Source organism: Tepidibacter hydrothermalis, assembly GCF_029542625.1.
Taxonomy (GTDB): Bacteria; Bacillota; Clostridia; order Peptostreptococcales; family Peptostreptococcaceae; genus Tepidibacter_A; species Tepidibacter_A hydrothermalis.
Window position 1 is genome coordinate 1,662,841 of sequence record NZ_CP120733.1, and the last position, 20,789, is coordinate 1,683,629.

General features: G+C 29.5%; 18 protein-coding genes. 12 read left to right on the forward strand and 6 right to left on the reverse strand.

The genetic code is table 11. The features are described from left to right. The first annotated feature begins 185 nt into the window (after positions 1 to 185). Complete coding sequence (locus P4S50_RS07405; protein ID WP_277734110.1) at positions 186 to 734, forward strand: sugar O-acetyltransferase; 549 nt, start codon at positions 186 to 188, stop codon at positions 732 to 734. Positions 735 to 779: 45 nt separating this feature from the next. Here the strand turns inward: P4S50_RS07405 and P4S50_RS07410 are convergent, their stop codons facing one another. Continuing rightward, positions 780 to 1,970 carry an L-lactate MFS transporter gene (locus P4S50_RS07410; protein WP_277734111.1) on the reverse strand — a complete coding sequence of 397 codons (1,191 nt, stop codon included), beginning with the start codon at positions 1,968 to 1,970 and terminating at the stop codon, positions 780 to 782. A 590-nt stretch (positions 1,971 to 2,560) separates the two neighbouring features. Here P4S50_RS07410 and P4S50_RS07415 point away from each other — a divergent pair. From P4S50_RS07415 to thiH, 6 genes are all read left to right on the forward strand, one after another. After that, positions 2,561 to 4,606, forward strand: coding sequence for an HD domain-containing phosphohydrolase (locus P4S50_RS07415; protein ID WP_277734113.1), 2,046 nt, complete (start codon positions 2,561 to 2,563; stop codon positions 4,604 to 4,606). Positions 4,607 to 4,624: 18 nt separating this feature from the next. Further along, positions 4,625 to 5,041 (forward strand): helix-turn-helix transcriptional regulator, encoded by a 417-nt coding sequence (locus P4S50_RS07420; protein WP_277734114.1) that lies wholly within the window; start codon positions 4,625 to 4,627, stop codon positions 5,039 to 5,041. A 385-nt stretch (positions 5,042 to 5,426) separates the two neighbouring features. Further along, the gene (locus P4S50_RS07425; RefSeq protein ID WP_277734115.1) at positions 5,427 to 6,131 is read left to right on the forward strand and encodes an endonuclease V; all 705 of its coding nucleotides are present in this window, start codon (positions 5,427 to 5,429) and stop codon (positions 6,129 to 6,131) included. Positions 6,132 to 6,323: 192 nt separating this feature from the next. Next, positions 6,324 to 7,190 (forward strand): barstar family protein, encoded by an 867-nt coding sequence (locus P4S50_RS07430; RefSeq protein WP_277734116.1) that lies wholly within the window; start codon positions 6,324 to 6,326, stop codon positions 7,188 to 7,190. Positions 7,191 to 7,625: 435 nt separating this feature from the next. Then, positions 7,626 to 8,396 (forward strand): thiazole synthase, encoded by a 771-nt coding sequence (locus P4S50_RS07435; protein WP_277734118.1) that lies wholly within the window; start codon positions 7,626 to 7,628, stop codon positions 8,394 to 8,396. Between the two features lie 11 nt (positions 8,397 to 8,407). After that, positions 8,408 to 9,568, forward strand: a complete 1,161-nt coding sequence (thiH, locus tag P4S50_RS07440) for a 2-iminoacetate synthase ThiH (RefSeq protein WP_277734120.1) — start codon at positions 8,408 to 8,410, stop codon at positions 9,566 to 9,568. A gap of 453 nt (positions 9,569 to 10,021) precedes the next feature. On the opposite strand, the gene P4S50_RS07445 is transcribed toward thiH, so the two are convergent. Continuing rightward, entirely contained in the window at positions 10,022 to 10,483 is a 462-nt protein-coding gene (locus P4S50_RS07445) for a hypothetical protein (protein WP_331489715.1), read from the reverse strand. A 765-nt stretch (positions 10,484 to 11,248) separates the two neighbouring features. Between P4S50_RS07445 and P4S50_RS07450 the strand changes: the two genes are divergently transcribed. Beyond that, positions 11,249 to 12,967 (forward strand): hypothetical protein, encoded by a 1,719-nt coding sequence (locus P4S50_RS07450; protein WP_277734122.1) that lies wholly within the window; start codon positions 11,249 to 11,251, stop codon positions 12,965 to 12,967. Positions 12,968 to 13,411: 444 nt separating this feature from the next. On the opposite strand, the gene P4S50_RS07455 is transcribed toward P4S50_RS07450, so the two are convergent. Both P4S50_RS07455 and P4S50_RS07460 read right to left on the reverse strand, forming a co-directional pair. Next, positions 13,412 to 13,966, reverse strand: coding sequence for a flavodoxin family protein (locus P4S50_RS07455; protein ID WP_277734123.1), 555 nt, complete (start codon positions 13,964 to 13,966; stop codon positions 13,412 to 13,414). 884 nt (positions 13,967 to 14,850) lie between these two features. After that, positions 14,851 to 15,486 (reverse strand): TetR/AcrR family transcriptional regulator, encoded by a 636-nt coding sequence (locus P4S50_RS07460; RefSeq protein WP_277734124.1) that lies wholly within the window; start codon positions 15,484 to 15,486, stop codon positions 14,851 to 14,853. Between the two features lie 193 nt (positions 15,487 to 15,679). Here P4S50_RS07460 and P4S50_RS07465 point away from each other — a divergent pair, with 193 nt between their 5' ends. Both P4S50_RS07465 and P4S50_RS07470 read left to right on the forward strand, forming a co-directional pair. Continuing rightward, complete coding sequence (locus tag P4S50_RS07465; RefSeq protein ID WP_277734125.1) at positions 15,680 to 16,897, forward strand: aldo/keto reductase; 1,218 nt, start codon at positions 15,680 to 15,682, stop codon at positions 16,895 to 16,897. 61 nt (positions 16,898 to 16,958) lie between these two features. Next, positions 16,959 to 17,660: a type 1 glutamine amidotransferase domain-containing protein gene (locus tag P4S50_RS07470; protein ID WP_277734126.1), complete on the forward strand. Its 702-nt coding sequence runs from the start codon at positions 16,959 to 16,961 to the stop codon at positions 17,658 to 17,660. A gap of 189 nt (positions 17,661 to 17,849) precedes the next feature. Here P4S50_RS07470 and P4S50_RS07475 read toward each other — a convergent pair whose 3' ends face one another. Then, positions 17,850 to 18,242: a pyridoxamine 5'-phosphate oxidase family protein gene (locus tag P4S50_RS07475; RefSeq protein WP_277734127.1), complete on the reverse strand. Its 393-nt coding sequence runs from the start codon at positions 18,240 to 18,242 to the stop codon at positions 17,850 to 17,852. A 438-nt stretch (positions 18,243 to 18,680) separates the two neighbouring features. Here P4S50_RS07475 and P4S50_RS07480 point away from each other — a divergent pair, with 438 nt between their 5' ends. Continuing rightward, positions 18,681 to 19,289: a TetR/AcrR family transcriptional regulator gene (locus P4S50_RS07480; protein ID WP_277734128.1), complete on the forward strand. Its 609-nt coding sequence runs from the start codon at positions 18,681 to 18,683 to the stop codon at positions 19,287 to 19,289. Positions 19,290 to 19,788: 499 nt separating this feature from the next. Here the strand turns inward: P4S50_RS07480 and P4S50_RS07485 are convergent, their stop codons facing one another. After that, positions 19,789 to 20,193 carry a pyridoxamine 5'-phosphate oxidase family protein gene (locus tag P4S50_RS07485; protein WP_277734130.1) on the reverse strand — a complete coding sequence of 135 codons (405 nt, stop codon included), beginning with the start codon at positions 20,191 to 20,193 and terminating at the stop codon, positions 19,789 to 19,791. 205 nt (positions 20,194 to 20,398) lie between these two features. On the opposite strand from P4S50_RS07485, the gene P4S50_RS07490 reads away from it, so the two are divergent. After that, complete coding sequence (locus P4S50_RS07490; protein WP_277734132.1) at positions 20,399 to 20,722, forward strand: winged helix-turn-helix transcriptional regulator; 324 nt, start codon at positions 20,399 to 20,401, stop codon at positions 20,720 to 20,722. Positions 20,723 to 20,789 lie beyond the last annotated feature (67 nt).

A 20,789-nucleotide genomic window follows, 5' to 3' on the forward strand; every position in this document is an offset into this window, starting at 1 on the left:
ATACTATTTTTATTAAACTTGTTCGTATAACTTTAGTTACTTTTCTATTAGCCTAGATTCAAAAATAATAGAATAATAATTTATGGGAAATGTTGTATAATAAAAAATATGAAACTTATTTATTAAAGTAAGGAGTAAATTAAGATTTATTGGGAAATAATATTGAAATTTTAGGAGGGAGAAATATGACAGAAAAAGAAAAAATGATTATGGGAATGGTTTATAATCCAATGGACAAAGAATTGTTTAAAGACAGAGAAAGAGCAAAAAAATTATGTAAAAAGTTTAATGAAATGAACCCAGAGGAATATGAGGAAAGAGAAGCATTACTAAAAGAACTTTTTCAAACAGATAATAAATGTTATATAGAACCAAACTTCTTTTGTGATTACGGATATAATATAGAAATCGGTAAAAATTTTTATGCAAATCATAATTGCATTATGCTTGATGTAAACAAAATTAAAATCGGTAATAATGTAATGTTTGCACCTAATGTACAAGTATATACGGCTACACATCCTGTGAATGCAGAAGAAAGAATTTCAGGAAAAGAAATGGGCTATCCAATTGAAATTGGAGAAAATGTTTGGATAGGGGGAGGTGCTATTATCTGTCCTGGAGTAAAAATAGGTAGAAATACTACAATAGGAGCGGGCAGTGTAGTAATAAAGGATATCCCAGAAAATGTTGTAGCAGCCGGTAATCCATGTAAAGTTATTAGACAATTATAATATTAGAATCAATAAAAGCGATCATGTTTTGATCGCTTTTGCTCTTTATATATGATCTAATGTAGGAGGTTTTACTATGAAAGTTAAAATAGCACCTAATATAGCAAGTACAGCAGCTATCAAAAATGTTGGTTTTAAACCACCTACATTTGAAACGATTATTGGACCAACTAATGCAGCAACTCCGTATGCTTGATAAACAACTCCATAGTTTGCACCTAAATTTTTAATACCAAAGAACTCTCCTGTTATTGTTGGGAATACTGCTAGAAATCCTCCAAAACAGAAAGTAATACCAGCTAAAGATACAAAGAAAGTAACATAATTTAAAGTGACTATACTCATTGTAATCATTGATATAGCAGTTATTATAAACATTATTGTAACCACTCTTATTCGGCCTAGTTTATCTGAAAGTGTACCCCATATAAGTCTTCCACTAGCATTGAATAGTGCAATCATAGCGACTGAATTTGCAGCTACTGAAGCTTCTAATCCAGCTAATTGCATACCAATATCTTTAGCAAGTCCAATAACTAAAAGTCCACTCATACATCCGAATAAATACATTATCCAAATAAGATAGAATGATTTAGTTTTAATCATTTCTAAAGGGCTAAAGATATTTTCTTTAGTAGCATTAGAATTCTTAACAGTTGATTCATACCCAGCTAGTGGAAGTATTAAGAATTGAGCTCCGATTAAACCTAAAATAACATAAATTATACCTAAATAAAAGAATGTTGAAGAAATCCCACTATGAACTATAAAATGTTGAATTACAGATTTAAAAACTAAGCTTCCAAGTCCAAAAGCACCAACTGCTATACCTGTAATAAAACCTTTTTTCTCTGGAAACCATCTAACACAAGTAGACAATGGACAAACATAAGCGAATCCAACTCCAGCTCCAGCTATGACACCATAATAAAGATATAGTTGAGTAAGAGATTTAGCTGTAGAGGTTAACATTAGTCCTCCACCATAAAGAATAGCACCGATAGTAGCAACTTTTCTTGGTCCTATTTTATCTTGCAGTCTACCAGAAAAAATAGTTGAAAAAGCAAAAACAAAAACAGCAAGTGAATAAGTAAGAACTACCTCGTTTTTTCTCCAACCAAATGCATCCATAAGTGGTTGATTAAACAAACTCCATGTATAAATAGCACCTATACATATTTGCAATAATACAGCACCAAATACAACAAACCAACGATTGATTGTTTTATTAGTCATTAATATTCCTCCTTTATAGTATAAGTTTTTTTATTCCATAATAAAAAAACAAGAGTGGTTTTATTTAAATAATTCAGCTATAGTTTATTTTTAAGTGGTAATATTATATTGATAAGGAGTTTTTTCATTCCTTATGGATAGGGTGTGTGTTTTGAGTTTTTTTTACTCATAGTTATTGAGCATAGATTTGATATTTAACTATATCATTTTTTATATCATACCACAACTATTCTAACAAAGTCTGTTATTAAAAAATTATTAGATTACTCTAATTTGACTAATCCAATTAGTAAATATCATTCATGTTTACTACTACAAAAGTAGTTTCATTTTTAAAATATACATAATTACGTTAGCACAATTTATTTTGATTGTGTTAAGAAATGAGAATTTATAAAATTAAGGAAATGAGTAATTTTTTGTTGAATTTTATCAAAATTCATATAAAATTAAAGATATAATATATTTATACTGAAATTCTGAATTATAATAACTTGGTTATAGAAAAATATATGAATTTGATTTTTTCACAAATAAGATCATTAAAGGGTAATAAATTGAACGTAATTTAATGGTAATGGAGGTGTGTTGTGTTTGTATCGATAATAAAGAAAATCTACTCAATTTCAAAAATTAACAAAAAAAATGAATTTAAACATGAATGTATTAAGATAGTCCTAATATATATGATAACTGGATTTATTTGGATTTACTTTTCAGATAGAATTGCAAATGAACTTGCTAGCAATAGTGGTATGTTGTTAATTATAAACACATACAAAGGCTGTTTATATGTTATCGTAACTTCAATTGTACTTTATTTATTAATAAGCAGTCTTCTAAAAAAAGTTGATTTAGCAGAAAAGAAGAATAGTGCTATTATTGAAGCAATACCTGATTTATTATTTGTCATTGATCGTGAAGGTAATTTTATAGATTGTATGACAAGTGAGGATAGTCTATTGTTAATTCCAAAGGAAGATTTTATCGGAAAAACTCTTTGGGAAGTTATGCCTAAAGAAATATCAAAAATTGCTTATAAAAAAATACAATTGGTTTTAAAAAGTGGAGTAATGGAAAGTTTTGAATATGAATTGGAATGTTGTAATAAATTGCAGTATTATGAACTTAGAATAGTAAAAAATAATGAAAAAGAAGTCTTAGCTATATCAAGAAATGTCACTGTTCAAAAACAAAATGAGTTGGAATTAAAAATAAGTGAAGAAAAGTACAAAACCCTTGTAACTGAAATGAAGCAAGGATTAGCACTTTATGAAGGGAGTCTTAGTGAGGAAGGAGAAATTATACATTATAGACTTTTGGATGCAAATGAAAGCCATGAGAAAGTAACAGGATTAAAAAAGAAAGATATATTAGGAAAAAATTTTATTCAGATATTTCCTAATATGGAAAAGAGGTTGATTGAAAAGATTGGATATGTAGCAAAAACAGGGGATTCTATACAATACGAATACTATGTACCAGAAAGAGGTAAATATTATGAGATAATAGCTTATAGACCCAAAAAATTACAACTTGCAGTAATCTTTACAGATATTACAGTAAGAAAGCAGGTAGAGGAATCTCTAAAGGCAAGTGAACATAAATTGGAATATTTAAGTTACCATGACCAATTGACAGGCTTATATAATAGAAGATTTTTTGAAGAGAAGTTAAGCCGACTAGATATGGAGAGAAGCTTACCTTTAACTATTATTATGGCAGATGTTAACGGTTTAAAGCTTATCAATGATTCTTTTGGTCATACCCTAGGAGATGAACTCCTAAAAAAAGTAGCAGAAGTTATAATGAGGGGATGCCGAGTTACTGATATTATCTGTAGACTCGGAGGTGATGAATTTGTAATTCTGTTACCAAAAACAGATACTTATGAAGTAGAGCAGATTATTAAACGTATTAAAACTATGGCATTAAAAGAAAAAGTGGGTTCTGTGGATATATCTATTTCTTTTGGATATGAAACAAAGAACAATGAGGAAGAAAAAATACAAGATATTTTTAAAAAAGCGGAAGATCATATGTATAAGAAAAAGCTATTTGAAAGTCCAAGTATGAGAGGAAAAACTATAAGTACTATAATCAGCACTCTTCATGAAAAAAACAAAAGAGAAGAACAACACTCATATAGGGTTTCAGCATTATGCCAAAGTATGGGTAAAGCCCTTGATTTACCAGAAGATGAAATCAAGGAACTTAAAACTGTTGGGTTACTGCATGATATAGGGAAAATAGCTATAGAGGAAAAGGTACTCAGTAAGCCAGGAAAACTGACAGAGGAAGAATGGGAAGAAATGAAGCGACATCCAGAAATAGGATATAGAATACTTAGTACAGTAAATGATATGTCGGAAATGGCAGAATATGTATTAACTCATCATGAAAGATGGGATGGAATGGGATATCCTAAAGGTTTAAAGGGAGAAGAGATATCACTTCAATCAAGAATCATTACAATAGCTGATTCTTATGATGCTATGATTAGCCAAAGAAGTTATCGTAATGCTTTGTCAGAGGAAGTTGCTATAGAAGAGTTAAAAATAAATGCAGGTCTTCAGTTTGATCCAGAACTTATAAAGGTATTTATTACAAAAGTATTGAATAAACCATTTGATTAACAAGCTATTGTTGATAGCGTGATAAATAAGTATAAAAATCATAGACGTGATAAAGAAATACTTGATTTAATACTACTGCAGGAGTGTGGATTAGATCATTTAGACAACCATAAATACGAAGAAAGAATAGAAAAAGCTCTTGCTTATATTAGTGGATTAAAAACAATACAACACTCTATAGTTGACGATTTAAGCAAACGGTTATATATTTCAAAGAGTAAATTATCACATTTATTTAAGGAACAGACAGGTATGACATTACATAGTTACCTTGCATTTGAGAAACTTCGTAAAACTTATAAGTATTATCACGAAGGATTGAATATTACTGAAGCATGCATATTAGCAGGATTTAGTAGTTCATCACACTGTTCGGCAACATGTAAAAAAATGTTTGGAATTTCTTTAAGAGAAGTACATAAATCAATTAAGTAATAGAAACTAAATGAAATTAACTATACCTTCAATTCAACTATAATAAATAGAAGAATTGGAGGTGTTTTTATTATGATTAACTTTCAGCTAAATCGTACAATTATTCTATGAATTTTGATATAGATTTTATTTGTGGTAAAATATAGAAAATAGATTCGAGTATAGATTTATTATAAAAGATGGAGAAGTCATGCTTGTTATGTGTGAATATAAATTAAAAAGAGGAGTAAGGAATGGAAGTGAAACTTATTTCTAATGACTCAAACTTAAATTATAAAACGTTATTGAAATTTAGAGAACAATCAGATGAGCTTAAAGAACAAAGTAGATTAAAATAATAATTTAATTAGATTTTAAATAGATACTACTTAAGGGAGATAAAAATATGAAAATAGAGTATATACATGGATTTGATTATAATAATGAACATGATTTTGTTAAAATACAAAATAATTTAAAAAAGTATATTGAACTAAAAAATAGAATTGAAGAAAATAAAATAAATGTTTGTGCAGGAGTAGATTTAGCTTACTGGGAAAAAGATGGAGAAACATATGGAGCATGTAGTATTATAGTTTTAAATTATAAGACTAAAGAGATTATAGAGAAAGTTTCTAGCCATGGAAAGATAACAGTTCCTTATATTGCAGGATTCTTAGCTTTTAGAGAAATACCTTTAATAATAGAGGCTGCTGAAAAATTGAATTCAGAGCCAGATGTATTTTTATTTGATGGTAATGGATATCTTCACTATAATCATATGGGTATAGCAACACATGCATCATTATTTTTAAATAAGCCTACTATAGGAATAGCTAAATCTTATTTAAAAATAGATGGAGTAGATTATATAATGCCTGAAAATGAAAAAGGTTCTTATAAAGATATTATAATAAATAATGAGATATATGGGAGAGTAGTAAGAACAAGACCGGATGTAAAACCTATATTTATTTCTTGTGGAAATTACATTGATTTAGGAACATGTAATAAAATTGCAATGGAGTTAGTAAATAAAGATAGTAGACTTCCAATACCAGTTAGGCTAGCAGACTTAGAAACACACATATTGAGACAAACTCTAAAATAACAATATAATTAACACAAGAGTTATAAACCTGTTGATTCGAGAGGTGCTAAAATTTGAGTGGTATAGATAGATGAGATGTTGAAAAATAGATATTATAATTTTAGACAAAAAGTATGTTTTATAATATAGTTTAAAATGAGGCTATATAGGTAAACTTCCTATTCACAAAATCAGGTGGAGGTGAAATTTAAAATGAAATACAGGTATTCATTATTTGATTCTGACAATGAGTTGCTAATAGCTTATTGTAATAAAATAGATGGACTTGATGGAAACGTCGTTGAAATAGATGAAGAGCAATATCATAAAATTGTGTTTTTTGATATTGAGTTTTGTGATGAATATAAAGAGTATCTTCAAAAGAATAAAATGAAATTTGCAAGTATAATAGAGATAAATATGTATGATAACAATATGGAAATAATAGCACGTTTTACTTTTGGTAATGATATAAAGATTAGGCATACTGAAGTGGATAAACTTAAGTCACACACGGATTTCAAACTAATAGGAAATCTAGGTGGAATGGCATCAGAAAATGAGTTGTGCTTATGGGAAAAATGGATATCTAGTTATCCTAAAGGAAAAAATGAATGGGTAACTTTAGATGCGAATGGGAGAAGTGATTGGCTCAGAATGCTTAGAATTGCTTACTGTTGCGGTTATAATAAAGTTGAAGAAAACACTAAAAAAGTATTTTATTTAGATGGCATAAATATAACTACTTATGAGTCGTTTTTCATAGCTTTTGCGGAAGCTTTGAATGGTCCAGGAACTTATTTTGGATCTTGTTTAGGTGGACTTGACGATTGTCTATGTGGTGGCTTTGGTATTACCACTCCATTTAAAGTAATATGGAACAATTCATCTGTTGCAGTTAAATATTTAAATGAGAATGAATGGAAAAGGCATAAATTATATTTAATAGAACGCTATAAAAGAGAGCTTGATTATGTTGCTGTAGAAGATATGGAGGAATATGATTCAGATTTCAATATTTTTTACGGCATAATAGATACTTTACTAAGCCATGGTATCGAAGTAGTATTAAATCCATAGAATAATTTTTCATAGTTAAAGAATTTTATAGTTGTTTAAAGATTTGATTAGATGTTGAAAAGACTGTTACACCAGATATTAAGCATGATTTATATGAAGTGTATGATAATGCTGTAATATTATTTAAATCTATTCTAACTTTAAATTATGGGCTGTTTTTAAATTTAGATAAATTACAAAAATAATTGAAAAGTAATGATTCAGTAAGTATACCATATGAGATGATAAATAATACAGTAAGTTATAAGTTTAATTTGACATTAATGTTATATTTTGGTAAAATGTCTGTAGAGTGTGAAGGTCACACGAAGGGGTACACCACCTTGGGTGTATTTTTTCGTGTGGCCTTTTTTGTTTTAGAAAAAGGGACAAGTAAATTAAACTATTAGGGTAATTTACTTCAGAAATGCACTATATAGAAAGGAGAAGATAATAATGAAAAAAGATACATTAACAATTGGAGGACATGAGTTCTCATCCAGATTTATCCTAGGTTCAGGAAAATATAGTTTAGATTTAATTAAGGCGGCAGTAGAATATGCGGATGCACAAATTATTACATTGGCAGTAAGACGTACCAATACTAATGGGAATGAGAATATTTTAGATTATATTCCAGATGGTATAACTTTGCTTCCTAATACATCTGGAGCAAGAAATGCAGAGGAGGCAGTTCGAATCGCGAGGCTAGCAAGAGAATTGGGGTGTGGAAATTTTGTAAAGATTGAAGTTATTCATGATTCAAAATATCTACTTCCAGATAACTATGAGACAATTAAAGCTACAGAAATTCTTGCAAAAGAAGGATTTATTGTAATGCCATATATGCATGCAGATTTGAATGTAGCTCGTGATTTAGTTAATGCTGGAGCGGGTTGTATTATGCCGTTGGCATCACCAATTGGTTCTAATAAGGGATTAGCTGCAAAAGAATTTATCAAAATATTAGTAGATGAAATTGATCTTCCTATTATTGTCGATGCAGGAATCGGGCGTCCATCCCAAGCCTGTGAAGCTATGGAAATGGGTGCTGCAGCTATTATGGCAAATACTGCAATTGCAACTGCTGATAATATTCCATCTATGGCAGGTGCTTTTAGAAAGGCTATTGAAGCTGGACGTGAAGCATATCTTTCTGGCTTAGGCCGTGTATTGGACAAGGGTGCATCTGCATCTTCACCATTGACCGGATTTTTGGAAGAATAGGAGGTGGAATTATGAGAGAACAACGTATAAATCATATGGAATATATATCTGGAATGGAAGTACTAGAATCAGATATACTAGAACAGGTTATTAACTGCATGGAAGCATATAATTATGATAAATATACAGCGGCAGATGTAAGAAAAGCTTTGAATCATGATTTTCGTACAGTAGAAGATTTTGCAATATTATTATCTCCTGCAGCTGAGCCATTTCTAGAAGAAATGGCTAAGTTAGCACAGGAGGAGACAAGAAAGCATTTTGGTAATTCGATTTACATGTTTACACCCTTATACCTTGCCAATTACTGTGAAAATTACTGTATTTACTGCGGATTTAACTGTCACAACAAAATACGCCGTGCAAGATTAAACTCTGAAGAAATTGAAAAAGAAATGCAGGCTATAGCTGAAACTGGTTTAGAGGAAGTACTGCTTCTTACTGGCGAAAGTCGAAAAATGTCAGATGTAGAGTATATTGGAGAGGCTTGTAAGATTGCAAGCAAATACTTTAAAATGGTAGGTTTAGAAGTATATCCGATGAATTCTGATGAATATGAATATCTTCGTCAGTGTGGCGCAGATTTTGTTACTGTATTTCAAGAAACTTATAATTCTGATAAATATGAAACTCTTCATCTGGCAGGACATAAGCGCATATTTCCGTATAGATTTAATACTCAAGAAAGGGCATTAAAGGGTGGTATGCGTGGCGTTGGATTTGCTGCATTACTTGGACTGGATGATTTTCGTAAAGATGCTTTTGCTACAGGAATGCACGCATATCTTCTTCAACGAAAATATCCACATGCAGAAATTACATTTTCCTGTCCAAGACTAAGACCGATTATTAATAATGATAAAATTAATCCTAAAGATGTTCATGAGCCACAACTTTTGCAAGTTATTACAGCATATCGTCTTTTTATGCCGTTTGCAAACATTACCATTTCAACGAGAGAATGTGAGCGATTTCGTGATAATGTAATTGGTTTAGTAGCTACTAAGATTTCAGCTGGTGTTAGTACTGGAATTGGAAGTCATGTTGAAGAGATAGATGACACAGGAGATGATCAATTTGAAATTGCAGATAGCCGCTCTGTAGAAGAAGTATATCAGGCAATTAAAGCTAGAGGTTTGCAGCCAGTAACGAATGATTATGTGTATGTATAAGAGTATAATGGTTATGTTATAAAAAATACGCTAGTTTATAATTATAAAAATGATTCAGTAGACAATTTTAGATATAAAATAATTGCATTGGTATAGATTGATGCAATTATTTTTTGAAGGACAGATGATGATCATAGCAAAACTAAAAAATTAGATAGACATATATAGAGAAAATGGACAAGTTGAGCTTGTATAAGTAATGGGGCAACCCGCAACAAGAATGCTTTATACAGTTTAAAAATAATTACGTGCTAATTAAAAGGAAGGCGACTTAGAGTCACCTTCCTTATTAATTATATTTAATAAAGTATATTAATATTTTTAAATATATAGAACATGAACAAGGAAATATTCAGAAGTAATAATATGCAACCAGTTTTCTCAGACTATTAGTTTGAGGGAAGCTTTTATTCATGTATTGTATCATTTAAGTAGGGGATAGGCTTTATTTTGTTAAGTTTTAGGACACAGTACGATAATTCTGTATGGCGTAGTTTGGGCTGGGATACTTTTTGTTGTTGGACCATAAATAACAATTAGATTATGGTTTGCAGGGTTTCCAGTGAAGACTTGCCCATTTTCTAGTATTATTTGAGTACATGGAGCAATGTTTAATTTCAAAGTACCATCACTACTTACCAACTGTGAATTAAAATAATCTACTTTCACATTTTGACCTAGAGAAAGTTTTGACATAACAATTGCTTGAAACTGTGGTGGGAAAATCAAAGGAACAGGGGCATATGCATCATAAAATCCGATTACTATATCTCCTACTGACATCTGTATATGGTCCACAAAGTAAGTAGCCGGTGTTATTACGAAGTTTACAATACTACCATCTCTTTTTTGTACAGTCATCAATTTATAGCATCCTGCTGATTCTTCCACTCCTGTTCTAAAGTCATTAATCATGGTAATGATACCGTAAAAAGATCCAAAAGTTGTCATTTATAATCCTCCTTATTGGCTTAGACTTCTTTTCCATATAGCATATGTATTCTTAGAAATTTATGTTATTCAAGTGCTTATTCCAGTAAATACTTTTTTACATTGAATTAAGAAAAATGAGATTTTATTCAATACTTGTTACATTGGTAAAGGGTAATATCATAAAATAAAGGGAGAGCTGAGTATCTTTAGTTCTCCCTTTATTTTTAAAAATATTTGAAAGGTTCAAATGGTGAATTATAAAACCTACTTATAGGATAGTACAATATTTTTAAAGTAAGTGTATATTTAAATTTATTAGACAACCTGTGCTTGTATTTATCTATACTTATCTTATCATGTGGAAAACGTTGCGTTGATAGTACTGGAATAATCATAAATCAATAGGTTTCGGAGTTTTTATAAAATTAGTAATAATAAGATATGTTTCCTTATACTTGTGGATGGAGTTAGAGTTTAGATTTTATTTTGAAATAATATGTAAATTTTGTAGGAATATAACAGAAAATAGAGAAGTATAGAAGATATAAAGAAATTAGTATCTCAGAGAACTAGTTAATATATATAGTCTTAAAATTCTAAAACTTACGGAAAGGTGTGATACAGACGTTAAAATATACAATATGATTTCGAAAATCTTAGTAATTAAACTGTAAATGGTAGTAATTTAAGTTTAACATGGAATTTTGATTTCAAAATAAAATAAGAACAAAAAGAGGGAGATAAATTATGGAGGATATTAAAATAGTTTACAATAGGAAATTAGTTTTTTATATTATACTTAGTACTTTAGTTATTAGTTGGATATGTTTAGGTATTATTTCGCCAATCTTTATTTTAGGTGCAGTATATTTTATATTTTTTTATAAAAATCCAATTAAACTTGATTGGATTAAAAAATCTTTAATTGTTTTTGATTTGCAAAAAAAGGGAATTAAACTATACTCTTACGAGAAGGAGATTCCTTGGGATGATATTGATACATATTATATTAAATTTGATTTTTTCAGATATTATCTTTGTATAAAACTAAGAAAAGATATAGTGATGGCAGAAGAAAAAAATTTGTTTTACGAAAAATTACAACAATCAAATATTTTAAATGAAACTCATGAAGGAGATAAAATAATAGAATATCCTTATAATTTTATAGAAAGTTCAACTGATGATCTAAAATCAAAAATTGAAATGTTTTTAAAAGAGTATTCTACATATTACCTAGAAAAATCACAAGATAGATTAGAAATTAATAAAAGTACATTTCAAACATTATGTGTTGGGTTAGGGAGTTTATTGTTTATTAATATACTTGCGAATAATGGTACTTTTTTTCTGATAAGCTGTTTTATAAGCATACCTATTATATTTAATTTTTTTAAGAAAATAGAACATACTTCATATTTGATTTTAACAAAAAAAGGATTTGAATTTCCTGAGGCAAATTTTAAGCTTGATTGGAATGTGATTAAATTAATAGAAGTACAAAAGGGAACGAGGGATACTTCAGGTGCGTTAATTATTTGGTTTAATGATATTCAAACTTTTATAAACGAAAATCCAAAATTTTTTTCAAGAATCAATGATGCATTAGATTATGATGAAGAAAAATTGAAAAAAACAGGAAGATTCAAAGTCAAATGTTCAGAAACTGCAGTAGGAGAAGATGCTTTAAGAGAAGAATTTCAAAAATATATAGATAAATATGGTCAAGTAATTATTCAAAGCGAAGATATTCAGAAGCATAATAAACAAGAAGAAAGATATAAAATTATTTATGCTGAAAAGAATTTAAATAATGAAATAGAGAATTTAACTAATGAAACACAAAATAAGCAGAGTACAAAGTTAGAAAAAGAAGAAATAAAAGATAATACAATCATAAATATAATAGATGAAAAAAAGGAAATTTTATCTGAAAATAAAACTACTGTAGGCGCTTTACCAAACCTAGCATTAGAATGTAATTTAGAACTTCAAAAACTTGTAAGAATTCAATTTAAATCACAGTGTACTTTTGATCAGATGATTCTTTTGAAGGAAGAAGGAGAGTACTGTTTGGCAGTAAGAGTAGAAGGGTTAAGATTAGATGGCTATTGTATTTTTTTGAAAAATCAAATTAAAACTTTATCTTATTGTCCTGATTTTTACAATGAGCTACTTCAAAAAGAATATTATTTTAAATTAAATACAGTACATTATATTGACCTTGAAAAATGGGAGACGATTTTTAACACTTATCAAGTAAAAAATCATTTTGTAGAAATAAAAACTGTAAATGAAAACTATAAGGGAAAACTTAAAGAAATATCAGAAGAAAAAATGGTATTAAATGCATTTGAAATAAAAGATAAAGGTGACTTTAAATCTGTATCTATTGATTTAAAATCAATTACTTTGAGTTCTTTTGAAACCTCTGAATTAATGCTTTTAGAAAAATATAGTTCTTAAATATAACAGTAATTAAAGTGATGGATGATATGGTATGAAAGTATAATTTTATGCAACTAAAAACCGCAGATATATTATGTAAGCTAAACCATAACATGTAATAGAGTAACTAATTAACGATAAAGTTGTAGGATATCAATTTAGAGGAATAGGTAAATCAACTTATAAAGTAATGTTGAATGAAAGCAAACATCATACCGTGATAACAGTAGATAATAATAGGTTTATTGTTGGTGCAAATACTAAAAGATGTAAATACAAGAAATGGTTTATACAGAAAAAAATCTATTTGGATTATCATTGTTTTTCTGTTTAGATATATTATAACAATTGGGAATTAATAGGCAATGATTTACCAAAGAAATTTAACTTACAATCAAAGAAGTTAGCTGAGAACTGAGGTTTTTAGCTAACTTTTTATATATTAAGGTATTATATATTTTCTTATAGGCAGTAACCTAGGGATTCAGCTTTATTTAAAGCTGTATTTGTATTTATATCCCCTACATTAAAAACTCCACCTACAAGTAATGTATCTTTAACAGTCCATCCTAGATAATTATTAATATCTTTGAAAGTTAATAATAGACTATTGAAAACTGCGTTATTAGGATCTCCCGCAGAACATAGTAAAATACTTTCTTTATTTTTAATTGACTTGTTACAGCTAGGAACACAATAAGAGTATAATTTATCAATTACTGATTTAATTTGTGCACTGAATGTAAACCAATACAGAGGAGTTGAAAATACAACTACATCTGATGATTCTATGTATTCAGAAAGTTCGTTAAAGTGATCGTTATCAAATGAACATGCTTTTCCTTTTTTCCAGCAATTATCGCAGTTAACACAAGGATTAATTTTATTTTTAGCAGCATTGAATATTGTAACCTGGTGACCTTTATTTTGAGCCCCTTTAGCAAAATACTTTGATAACTCTGTACTGTTTCCATTATCTCTAGGACTTCCAGTAATTATTAAAATATTTTTTTTCATGTAAATCATATCCTCATAATTAAAAAATTTGCTATCTTGCAAAACTAATTATATTTTAGTTAAGATATAATTGCAATTACGAACTTTTTTAGCCATAAGTTACCAAAAGGAAAGTATTGGACAGAAAAGGTAAACATAAATAGTACTATAGAAAATGAATATGCTTTATATGTTAAACAAGATAATTTTAAAAAAGATAATAATTTTAACGAAATAATAAGTACTACAGAATTATAAAACTATACAGAGCAAGAATGCTATAGCTTGTATAAAGTATATAGACTAATTTTTTATTTGATAGATATGAACAGAATATACTTGAAGATAATAAATCTGTTAAATCAAGTTTAGAGAGGAAGAATGCGATTTAAAAAGAGACATACCTTACTACTTTAAAAGCATTAACATACAGTGCTTGTCAAATATCTGGAATCATTGGAATGTATAATAAAAAATATAATGTTAATTCTGGAATTAATGTATATTCTCATATTGATTTTGAAATGTGTTGGATACTTGAGAGGGCTTCTTATTCTGAAAATAAAAAAGAACAGATTTAAACTGTTCTTTGAGTTTGCCTCATTTTAGATTTTATATATTCATTTAATTTAATTTTTTCAATTGAATTGTTTCAGTACTATTATCTAAATTTATAGTAAGTTTAACTATTTCATCTGTGTTTTTCATTGATTTTTCTATAGAACATGATTTTGACACAGTACGACATAATCTATTTAAGATAAATTTTTTATAACATGTCAATATGTAAGATTTGATGTTCCACCTGATCCTCCTGTACTTCTCACGATAGAGTAGGAGGGGTGTTTTGCAATTATCTTGGCAACTTGTTCAGCGCACTTAAATGAAAATAATTATAGACTATATTACAGTACAGAAGATAATATCAAAAATCCTTTATAGCACATATCCTCAAAATCCATGATCTGATATTCAAATCCTGATTGTTTTATTGCTTCTTTTTGTTTCTTTGAGATATGTGTTGAAGGATAAAGACCTAGAATATAGCTTGATGTAGTGGATATAAAAGTCTGTATCGCTTCATCGCTAGAAGTCGGAAAGAACTTTTGAATGCTTTGATATAAAGGATCCATAAAGCCCATTAGATTTCTCTTGAATTCAGTTAACTTTTCTAAACTGCAGTTCTTCTCCAAAACGGAATACAATATTGACATAAGTCTTAACAAGCGCTTGTTCTTAACATAGGATTTAGTAAATTGACGACAGAACTCTTCCTTCGTCAATACTTCGTATTTCTCTGTAAATTTGATTACATCTTCTATCCAAGCCATGACATCTATCAAAAGTAGATCGAGTAGTATCTCCTCTTTTGTAGTGTAGTATTTATAGATCGTTGACCTTGCGAAAGATGTCTTTTCTCCAATCGCTTTAAAGTGAACATCATCAATATCTCCTTTATCAAATATCTCAGCACAGGCGATGAGAATTTCTTTTCTTCGTTCTTCGATTTGTTCATTTGTTCTTGCTCGCTTAAATTCCATTTAATCACCCCTGAAGATAATGTTAACACAAGTTCATATTAGTTTCAAATAATAGTTGACATAGTGTCAGGAAAATTGTATAATCACTTTACGGACATGGTGTCAGTTATATTTAAAGTTAATAATATTAAGCAAGGTTACTATGTTATAAGTTCAATGCTGAATAATCTATTAAATAAAGGGGGAGTATGATATGCAATATAGAAGGTTGGTGAAAAATGGAGAGGATTTATCTGTTCTAGGTTATGGCTGCATGCGTTTCCCAACGAAAAACGGTAGAATCGATGAGGATAAAGCTGACAAACAGATGATATACGCCTTTAAGAATGGTGTAAATTACTACGATACCGCCTATCCTTATCATGGTGGTAGAAGTGAAGTGATGCTGGGGAAGTTCATAAAAAAGCACAATATAAGGGACCAAGTCTACATTGCCGATAAGCTACCAGCTTTCCTGATTAATAGACCAGAACAGATCAAGAAGTATTTTGAAACACAACTCGAGAGACTCGATACAAACTATATAGATTATTATCTGATGCATATGCTAGACAGTATGCAAACTTGGCAGAAATTAAAGAAGTTTGGAATACTTGAATTTATCGAAGAGAAGAAGGAGAAGGGTGAGATAAGGCATATTGGATTTTCTTTCCATGGTAGACCTGAAGAATTCATTAAGATTCTAGAAGATTACGACTGGGAATTCTGTCAGATTCAGTTCAACTATTTAGATGAATACAATCAAGCAGGTCTTGCAGGATTAAAAAGGGCCAGTGAACTTAGGATTGGCGTTGTTATCATGGAACCGTTACGAGGCGGTAATCTAGCTGCAAAGGCTCCGGCGAAAGTCAAAGAGAAGTTTGATGAATATATTGAAAAAAGATCACCAGCCTTTTGGGCGTTACGCTGGATCTGGAATCATCCCGAAGTTGGTGTAGTACTGAGTGGTATGAACGTCGATGAACATATTACTGAAAACATTGAAGTAGCAAGATTGACTGAACCAAACAGTATGTCGAAAGAGGAGATTGAGATTGTAGATGATGTCAAAAAAATTTATAGTAAACTGATGAAAGTACCTTGTACTGGTTGCAATTATTGCATGCCTTGCCCTTTTAATGTAGATATTCCAGGTACATTTACGGATTATAACAACAAGTATTTCTTTGGAGATAGACAATCGCAATTTCAATACATTGGTAAAGTAGTCGGGATGATGGGGATTAAGAAATCTGGTGCAGACCTATGTACCGACTGTGGGAAATGTGAAAAGCATTGTCCTCAGGAAATTGAAATAAGAAAAGAACTAAAGGTTGCCCATAAGGAGTTGGATAACTGGTTCTTAAGAAGGGTAATGAAAGTTATTATGTTTTTTATGGGTGACAGAAGCAGAAAAAGGCAAGAAGCGTAAGTCGTTTCTTCAGGATAAATTTAAAATACTTTAAATTAAACAATTAAAAGGAGATATTGAAATGAAAAAAAGCAGAGTACTTATTCTAGTGACAAATCATTCAGATTTTGAGAAACACAATGTAGATCCTACTGGACTTTGGTTATCCGAACTAACTCATTTTTATGATGTATTTGATGAAAGAGGAATTGATATGGATATTATCAGTCCTAAAGGAGGAAAAATTCCGATAGATTCAAGAAGCTTAAGTCGATTTGGATTAGATAAAAAGACAAAGAAGCGATATGAAGATTCAAAATTCATGTCTCTTTTAAAAAATACTAAATCTCTATCAGATATAAACTGGCAAGACTACGATGTTCTTTACTTTGCTGGCGGGCATGGTGCCATGTGGGATTTTGCAAATGATGGTGATCTACACACATTAACTAAAAAAATGTTTGAAGCTGGAAAAATAGTATCTGCAGTTTGTCATGGTGTTGCAGCCCTGCAAAATGTTAAGTTGAGCAATGGAGAATACTTGATTAAAGGCAAAAAAGGAACATGCTTCACATACTTCGATGAAGGTATTGCTGGTGTGAAAAAATATGTTCCATATAATCTTGAAAAGACTTTGAAAGAAAGAGGTATGGTCTATAGTAAGTCCTGTTTACCTCTTGGCAAACACACAGTTGTTGATGGAAAACTTATTACAGGTCAAAATCCAAATTCTGCAACTGAAACGGCTCAGAAGACATTAGAGGTATTGATGAAGACTGTATAATATACACTTAAAGTGAAAAAAATACACTTTCACCCCTTACGGTGAACCGTACCATAAGAAATGGAGATTAATTTATGGAATTAACGTTACTAATCAATATCAATTTAAAACCGATCAAACTAGAAAGTATCTAGTTTGATCGGTTTGCTTTATTACACGTACTAAAATTTTTAAATATATTTAAAGGTCCTATTTCATTGGGATTGTCATTTTCATCTCAAACCAATCATATTCAACGTTTTCAAGATAAAACATTTCAAATTCTTCTTCTCTTCCAGCATATATGTTTTTTATCACTGGATTATTTTCAATAGTGTTTAATTTAATTTGAATGTCCTCTTCAATAACTACGTGGCCACTTACTCTTAGTGTTGATGAATTTTTAGACTTTGCTATCCATTCTGCATAAGGATTAACTTTTAGCTGCTTGAAAGTTCTTCTCTTGTTTGATGTTCCGAAAAATATTCTATTATCCTCAGTAATCATAATTCCAAAGCCTCTTACTCTAGGCTTTCCATTCTCATCTGTTGTTGCTAAGAATCCCATAGGGTTTTCCTTAATAAAATTTAATTCTTTACTCATGTGATTAGTCTCCTTTTTAAGTTTTTATTTGACAATATGTTTACTTTGTGAGTAAATAATGTATTCTGTATATGGCATATAATTATACACTCAAAGTCATTGATATATTGAACAATTTAAATTTTATGATAAATTAATAAATATTAACTTCCTATAATTGGTATTGACTTAATATATTTTGAATCTTTTACTCGATCTAGGATAAAACTAGCAATATTTTTACGTGAGATTTTCCATTTGATTTTTTCATTATTAATTTTCTAATTGAGTTACTGGCACCAAAAACTGCTATTGTCATTTTTAAACCTCCTTCAATTTAAAGAGTGATTATATTAATTATTGTATAGAGTATAAATATAATATACAATGGTTAATATAAGATAATGTGATAGATAATAGACATACTGATTATTAATGTTCATTAAGTAGGAGGAAATCATGAGTAAGAAGATAGATTTAAGGATAATACGAACGAAAAAATCAATAAAAAAAGCTTTTTTAGACTTGCTTAAGGAGAAAAACTATAATAAAATCACCATTCAAGATATAGCAGAAGAAGCAATGATTAATCGTAATACTTTCTACTTACATTATTTAGATAAAGATGATTTACTCGATCAACTAAGTAATGAGTGTTTGAACAAATTGAAAGAAAGTATGAATGCTAGTAGTAATGTTAATATAATTGACGACTTAGGTTATGATGAGTTCTATGAAATAAATAAGAAAGTTTTTAAAGCTATTGAAGAAGAGTTTGATTTCTATAAGGTGATTTTAGGGGATGAGAGTATACCGTACTTATCTTTTAAATTTACAAATGTGATAAAGAATCATATGAGTGAGGGGTTAGACAAATCTTACTCACTAAAAAATGATGAGAGAAATATAGAGCATAGAATAATATATGTTGAATATATGGCAGCAGGGCTTATAGGAGTTATTCGCTTTTGGGTTAATAATAAGGATAAGTATTCTATAGAAGAAGTATCAAGGATAGTAATTAATATGTACTCCAAAGACATACTTGAATTACTAAAAAATTGTTAGAACTTAAAAGTATCTCGAATACAAATTATGGTGCAGGTACCTTTTTCATAAAAATCGCCGTTGTAATGATGTACTGAACCAGCTTAAGTAGACACAATAAATAGTCTATTTCTAGAGGTTCAGTTCTTTAAAAATATATATAAGAAAAAAATAGATAAGTCATGCTTGTAACAAAAAGGGGGAACACTTCTATAAGAATGCTTTATATTTAAGACAACTATTTTCCTTAACACATTTAAAAAATATTTCTATTTGAACTTTGAAATTGAACTATGTTATTCATTTCAAATGCACTTAAATATAATATTTTGTAGTTAATTTATTTTCATCCTTAAAACATGAAGGCATATTTATTTCAATATTTTATAATAGAACCTATTGGATTGTATATAAAGAAAACTATTAATGAAATAAGAATATTTAAGCTTAAATTAATAAGTCCTGCGTGTATGAAAACATTCAGGACTTATTGCTATAATTTTTTTTATATATAATATAACTAAAGAGTATATTCTACAGGAGGATTCCCAGAAAAGTCAGCGATAACTGCCTGTACATTCTCTAGATAGAAAATTTCAAATATTGGATTTTCTGGTGTTTGGTATAGCGATTTCACAAGCTCGCTGTTTTCAAGTACAGCTTTCTTAATTTCTATATCAGTGGAGAATACAGCTTTCCCGCTTAACCTGATCCATGAAAATGTTGGGCTTGAAGTTGTAATTTCAATATATGGACACTCTTTAAGTTGTGCAAAGACATCTTTTTGATTGCTAGTACAGAAATATAATTTTCCATCTTTCTCAAGCATAAATTGGAAAGGACGCACCTTAGGCTTACTATCTAATCCAATTGTCGCAAAATATTGTACTGGGTTTTCACTTAAAAATTTTATTACTTCATTCATATTTAACATCTCCTTAAAAAGGTAATAGATTATTTTTATAGATTTTAAAATACTTAAAAGTACTGATGAAATTTTTATTCAATTATCTTGGGGTGATTTGATTTATAGTGGCCACGTGTATATAATAAATGCTATATCATATTAGTGCAAGTAAGCACTTGAAAGTGCTATAGGTACCCATAGGTAACTAATAGGAGGTGATCTTGTGAAGAAAGAATTACCAATTTGTCCAGTTGAAACAACTCTCAAACTTATAGGAGATAAGTGGAAAGTATTAATATTAAGAGATCTTATAAATGGAACGAAACGATTTGGAGAATTAAAATCTTCAATAGGCTCTATTAGTCAAAAAGTTCTCACACAACAATTGCGTTCTATGGAAGAAGATGGACTGGTATTGAGAAAAGTCTATGCTGAGGTGCCACCAAGGGTTGAATATTCATTAACAGAAACAGGGGCTAGTCTTAAACCCATACTTGATTCTATGTGGGAGTGGGGAGAACAGTATAAAAAGCAGATTAGTGTGTAAAATTTAAGGAAATATTCTATCTAAACTCAATAGGTTATTTTTAAACGGTTATGGATATAAACCATTA

What these genes read in the sequence shown, in the direction of transcription:
- P4S50_RS07425 (WP_277734115.1), top strand. Translation starts at nt 5,427, where the DNA reads ATGAAAATAGAGTATATACATGGATTTGATTATAATAATGAACATGAT.
- P4S50_RS07475 (WP_277734127.1), bottom strand. Translation starts at nt 18,242, where the DNA reads ATGAGTAAAGAATTAAATTTTATTAAGGAAAACCCTATGGGATTCTTA.
- P4S50_RS07455 (WP_277734123.1), bottom strand. Translation starts at nt 13,966, where the DNA reads ATGAAAAAAAATATTTTAATAATTACTGGAAGTCCTAGAGATAATGGA.
- P4S50_RS07410 (WP_277734111.1), bottom strand. Translation starts at nt 1,970, where the DNA reads ATGACTAATAAAACAATCAATCGTTGGTTTGTTGTATTTGGTGCTGTA.
- P4S50_RS07485 (WP_277734130.1), bottom strand. Translation starts at nt 20,193, where the DNA reads ATGAATGAAGTAATAAAATTTTTAAGTGAAAACCCAGTACAATATTTT.
- P4S50_RS07450 (WP_277734122.1), top strand. Translation starts at nt 11,249, where the DNA reads ATGGAGGATATTAAAATAGTTTACAATAGGAAATTAGTTTTTTATATT.
- P4S50_RS07470 (WP_277734126.1), top strand. Translation starts at nt 16,959, where the DNA reads ATGAAAAAAAGCAGAGTACTTATTCTAGTGACAAATCATTCAGATTTT.
- P4S50_RS07405 (WP_277734110.1), top strand. Translation starts at nt 186, where the DNA reads ATGACAGAAAAAGAAAAAATGATTATGGGAATGGTTTATAATCCAATG.
- P4S50_RS07460 (WP_277734124.1), bottom strand. Translation starts at nt 15,486, where the DNA reads ATGGAATTTAAGCGAGCAAGAACAAATGAACAAATCGAAGAACGAAGA.
- P4S50_RS07430 (WP_277734116.1), top strand. Translation starts at nt 6,324, where the DNA reads ATGAAATACAGGTATTCATTATTTGATTCTGACAATGAGTTGCTAATA.
- thiH (WP_277734120.1), top strand. Translation starts at nt 8,408, where the DNA reads ATGAGAGAACAACGTATAAATCATATGGAATATATATCTGGAATGGAA.
- P4S50_RS07465 (WP_277734125.1), top strand. Translation starts at nt 15,680, where the DNA reads ATGCAATATAGAAGGTTGGTGAAAAATGGAGAGGATTTATCTGTTCTA.
- P4S50_RS07480 (WP_277734128.1), top strand. Translation starts at nt 18,681, where the DNA reads ATGAGTAAGAAGATAGATTTAAGGATAATACGAACGAAAAAATCAATA.
- P4S50_RS07435 (WP_277734118.1), top strand. Translation starts at nt 7,626, where the DNA reads ATGAAAAAAGATACATTAACAATTGGAGGACATGAGTTCTCATCCAGA.
- P4S50_RS07445 (WP_331489715.1), bottom strand. Translation starts at nt 10,483, where the DNA reads ATGATTAATGACTTTAGAACAGGAGTGGAAGAATCAGCAGGATGCTAT.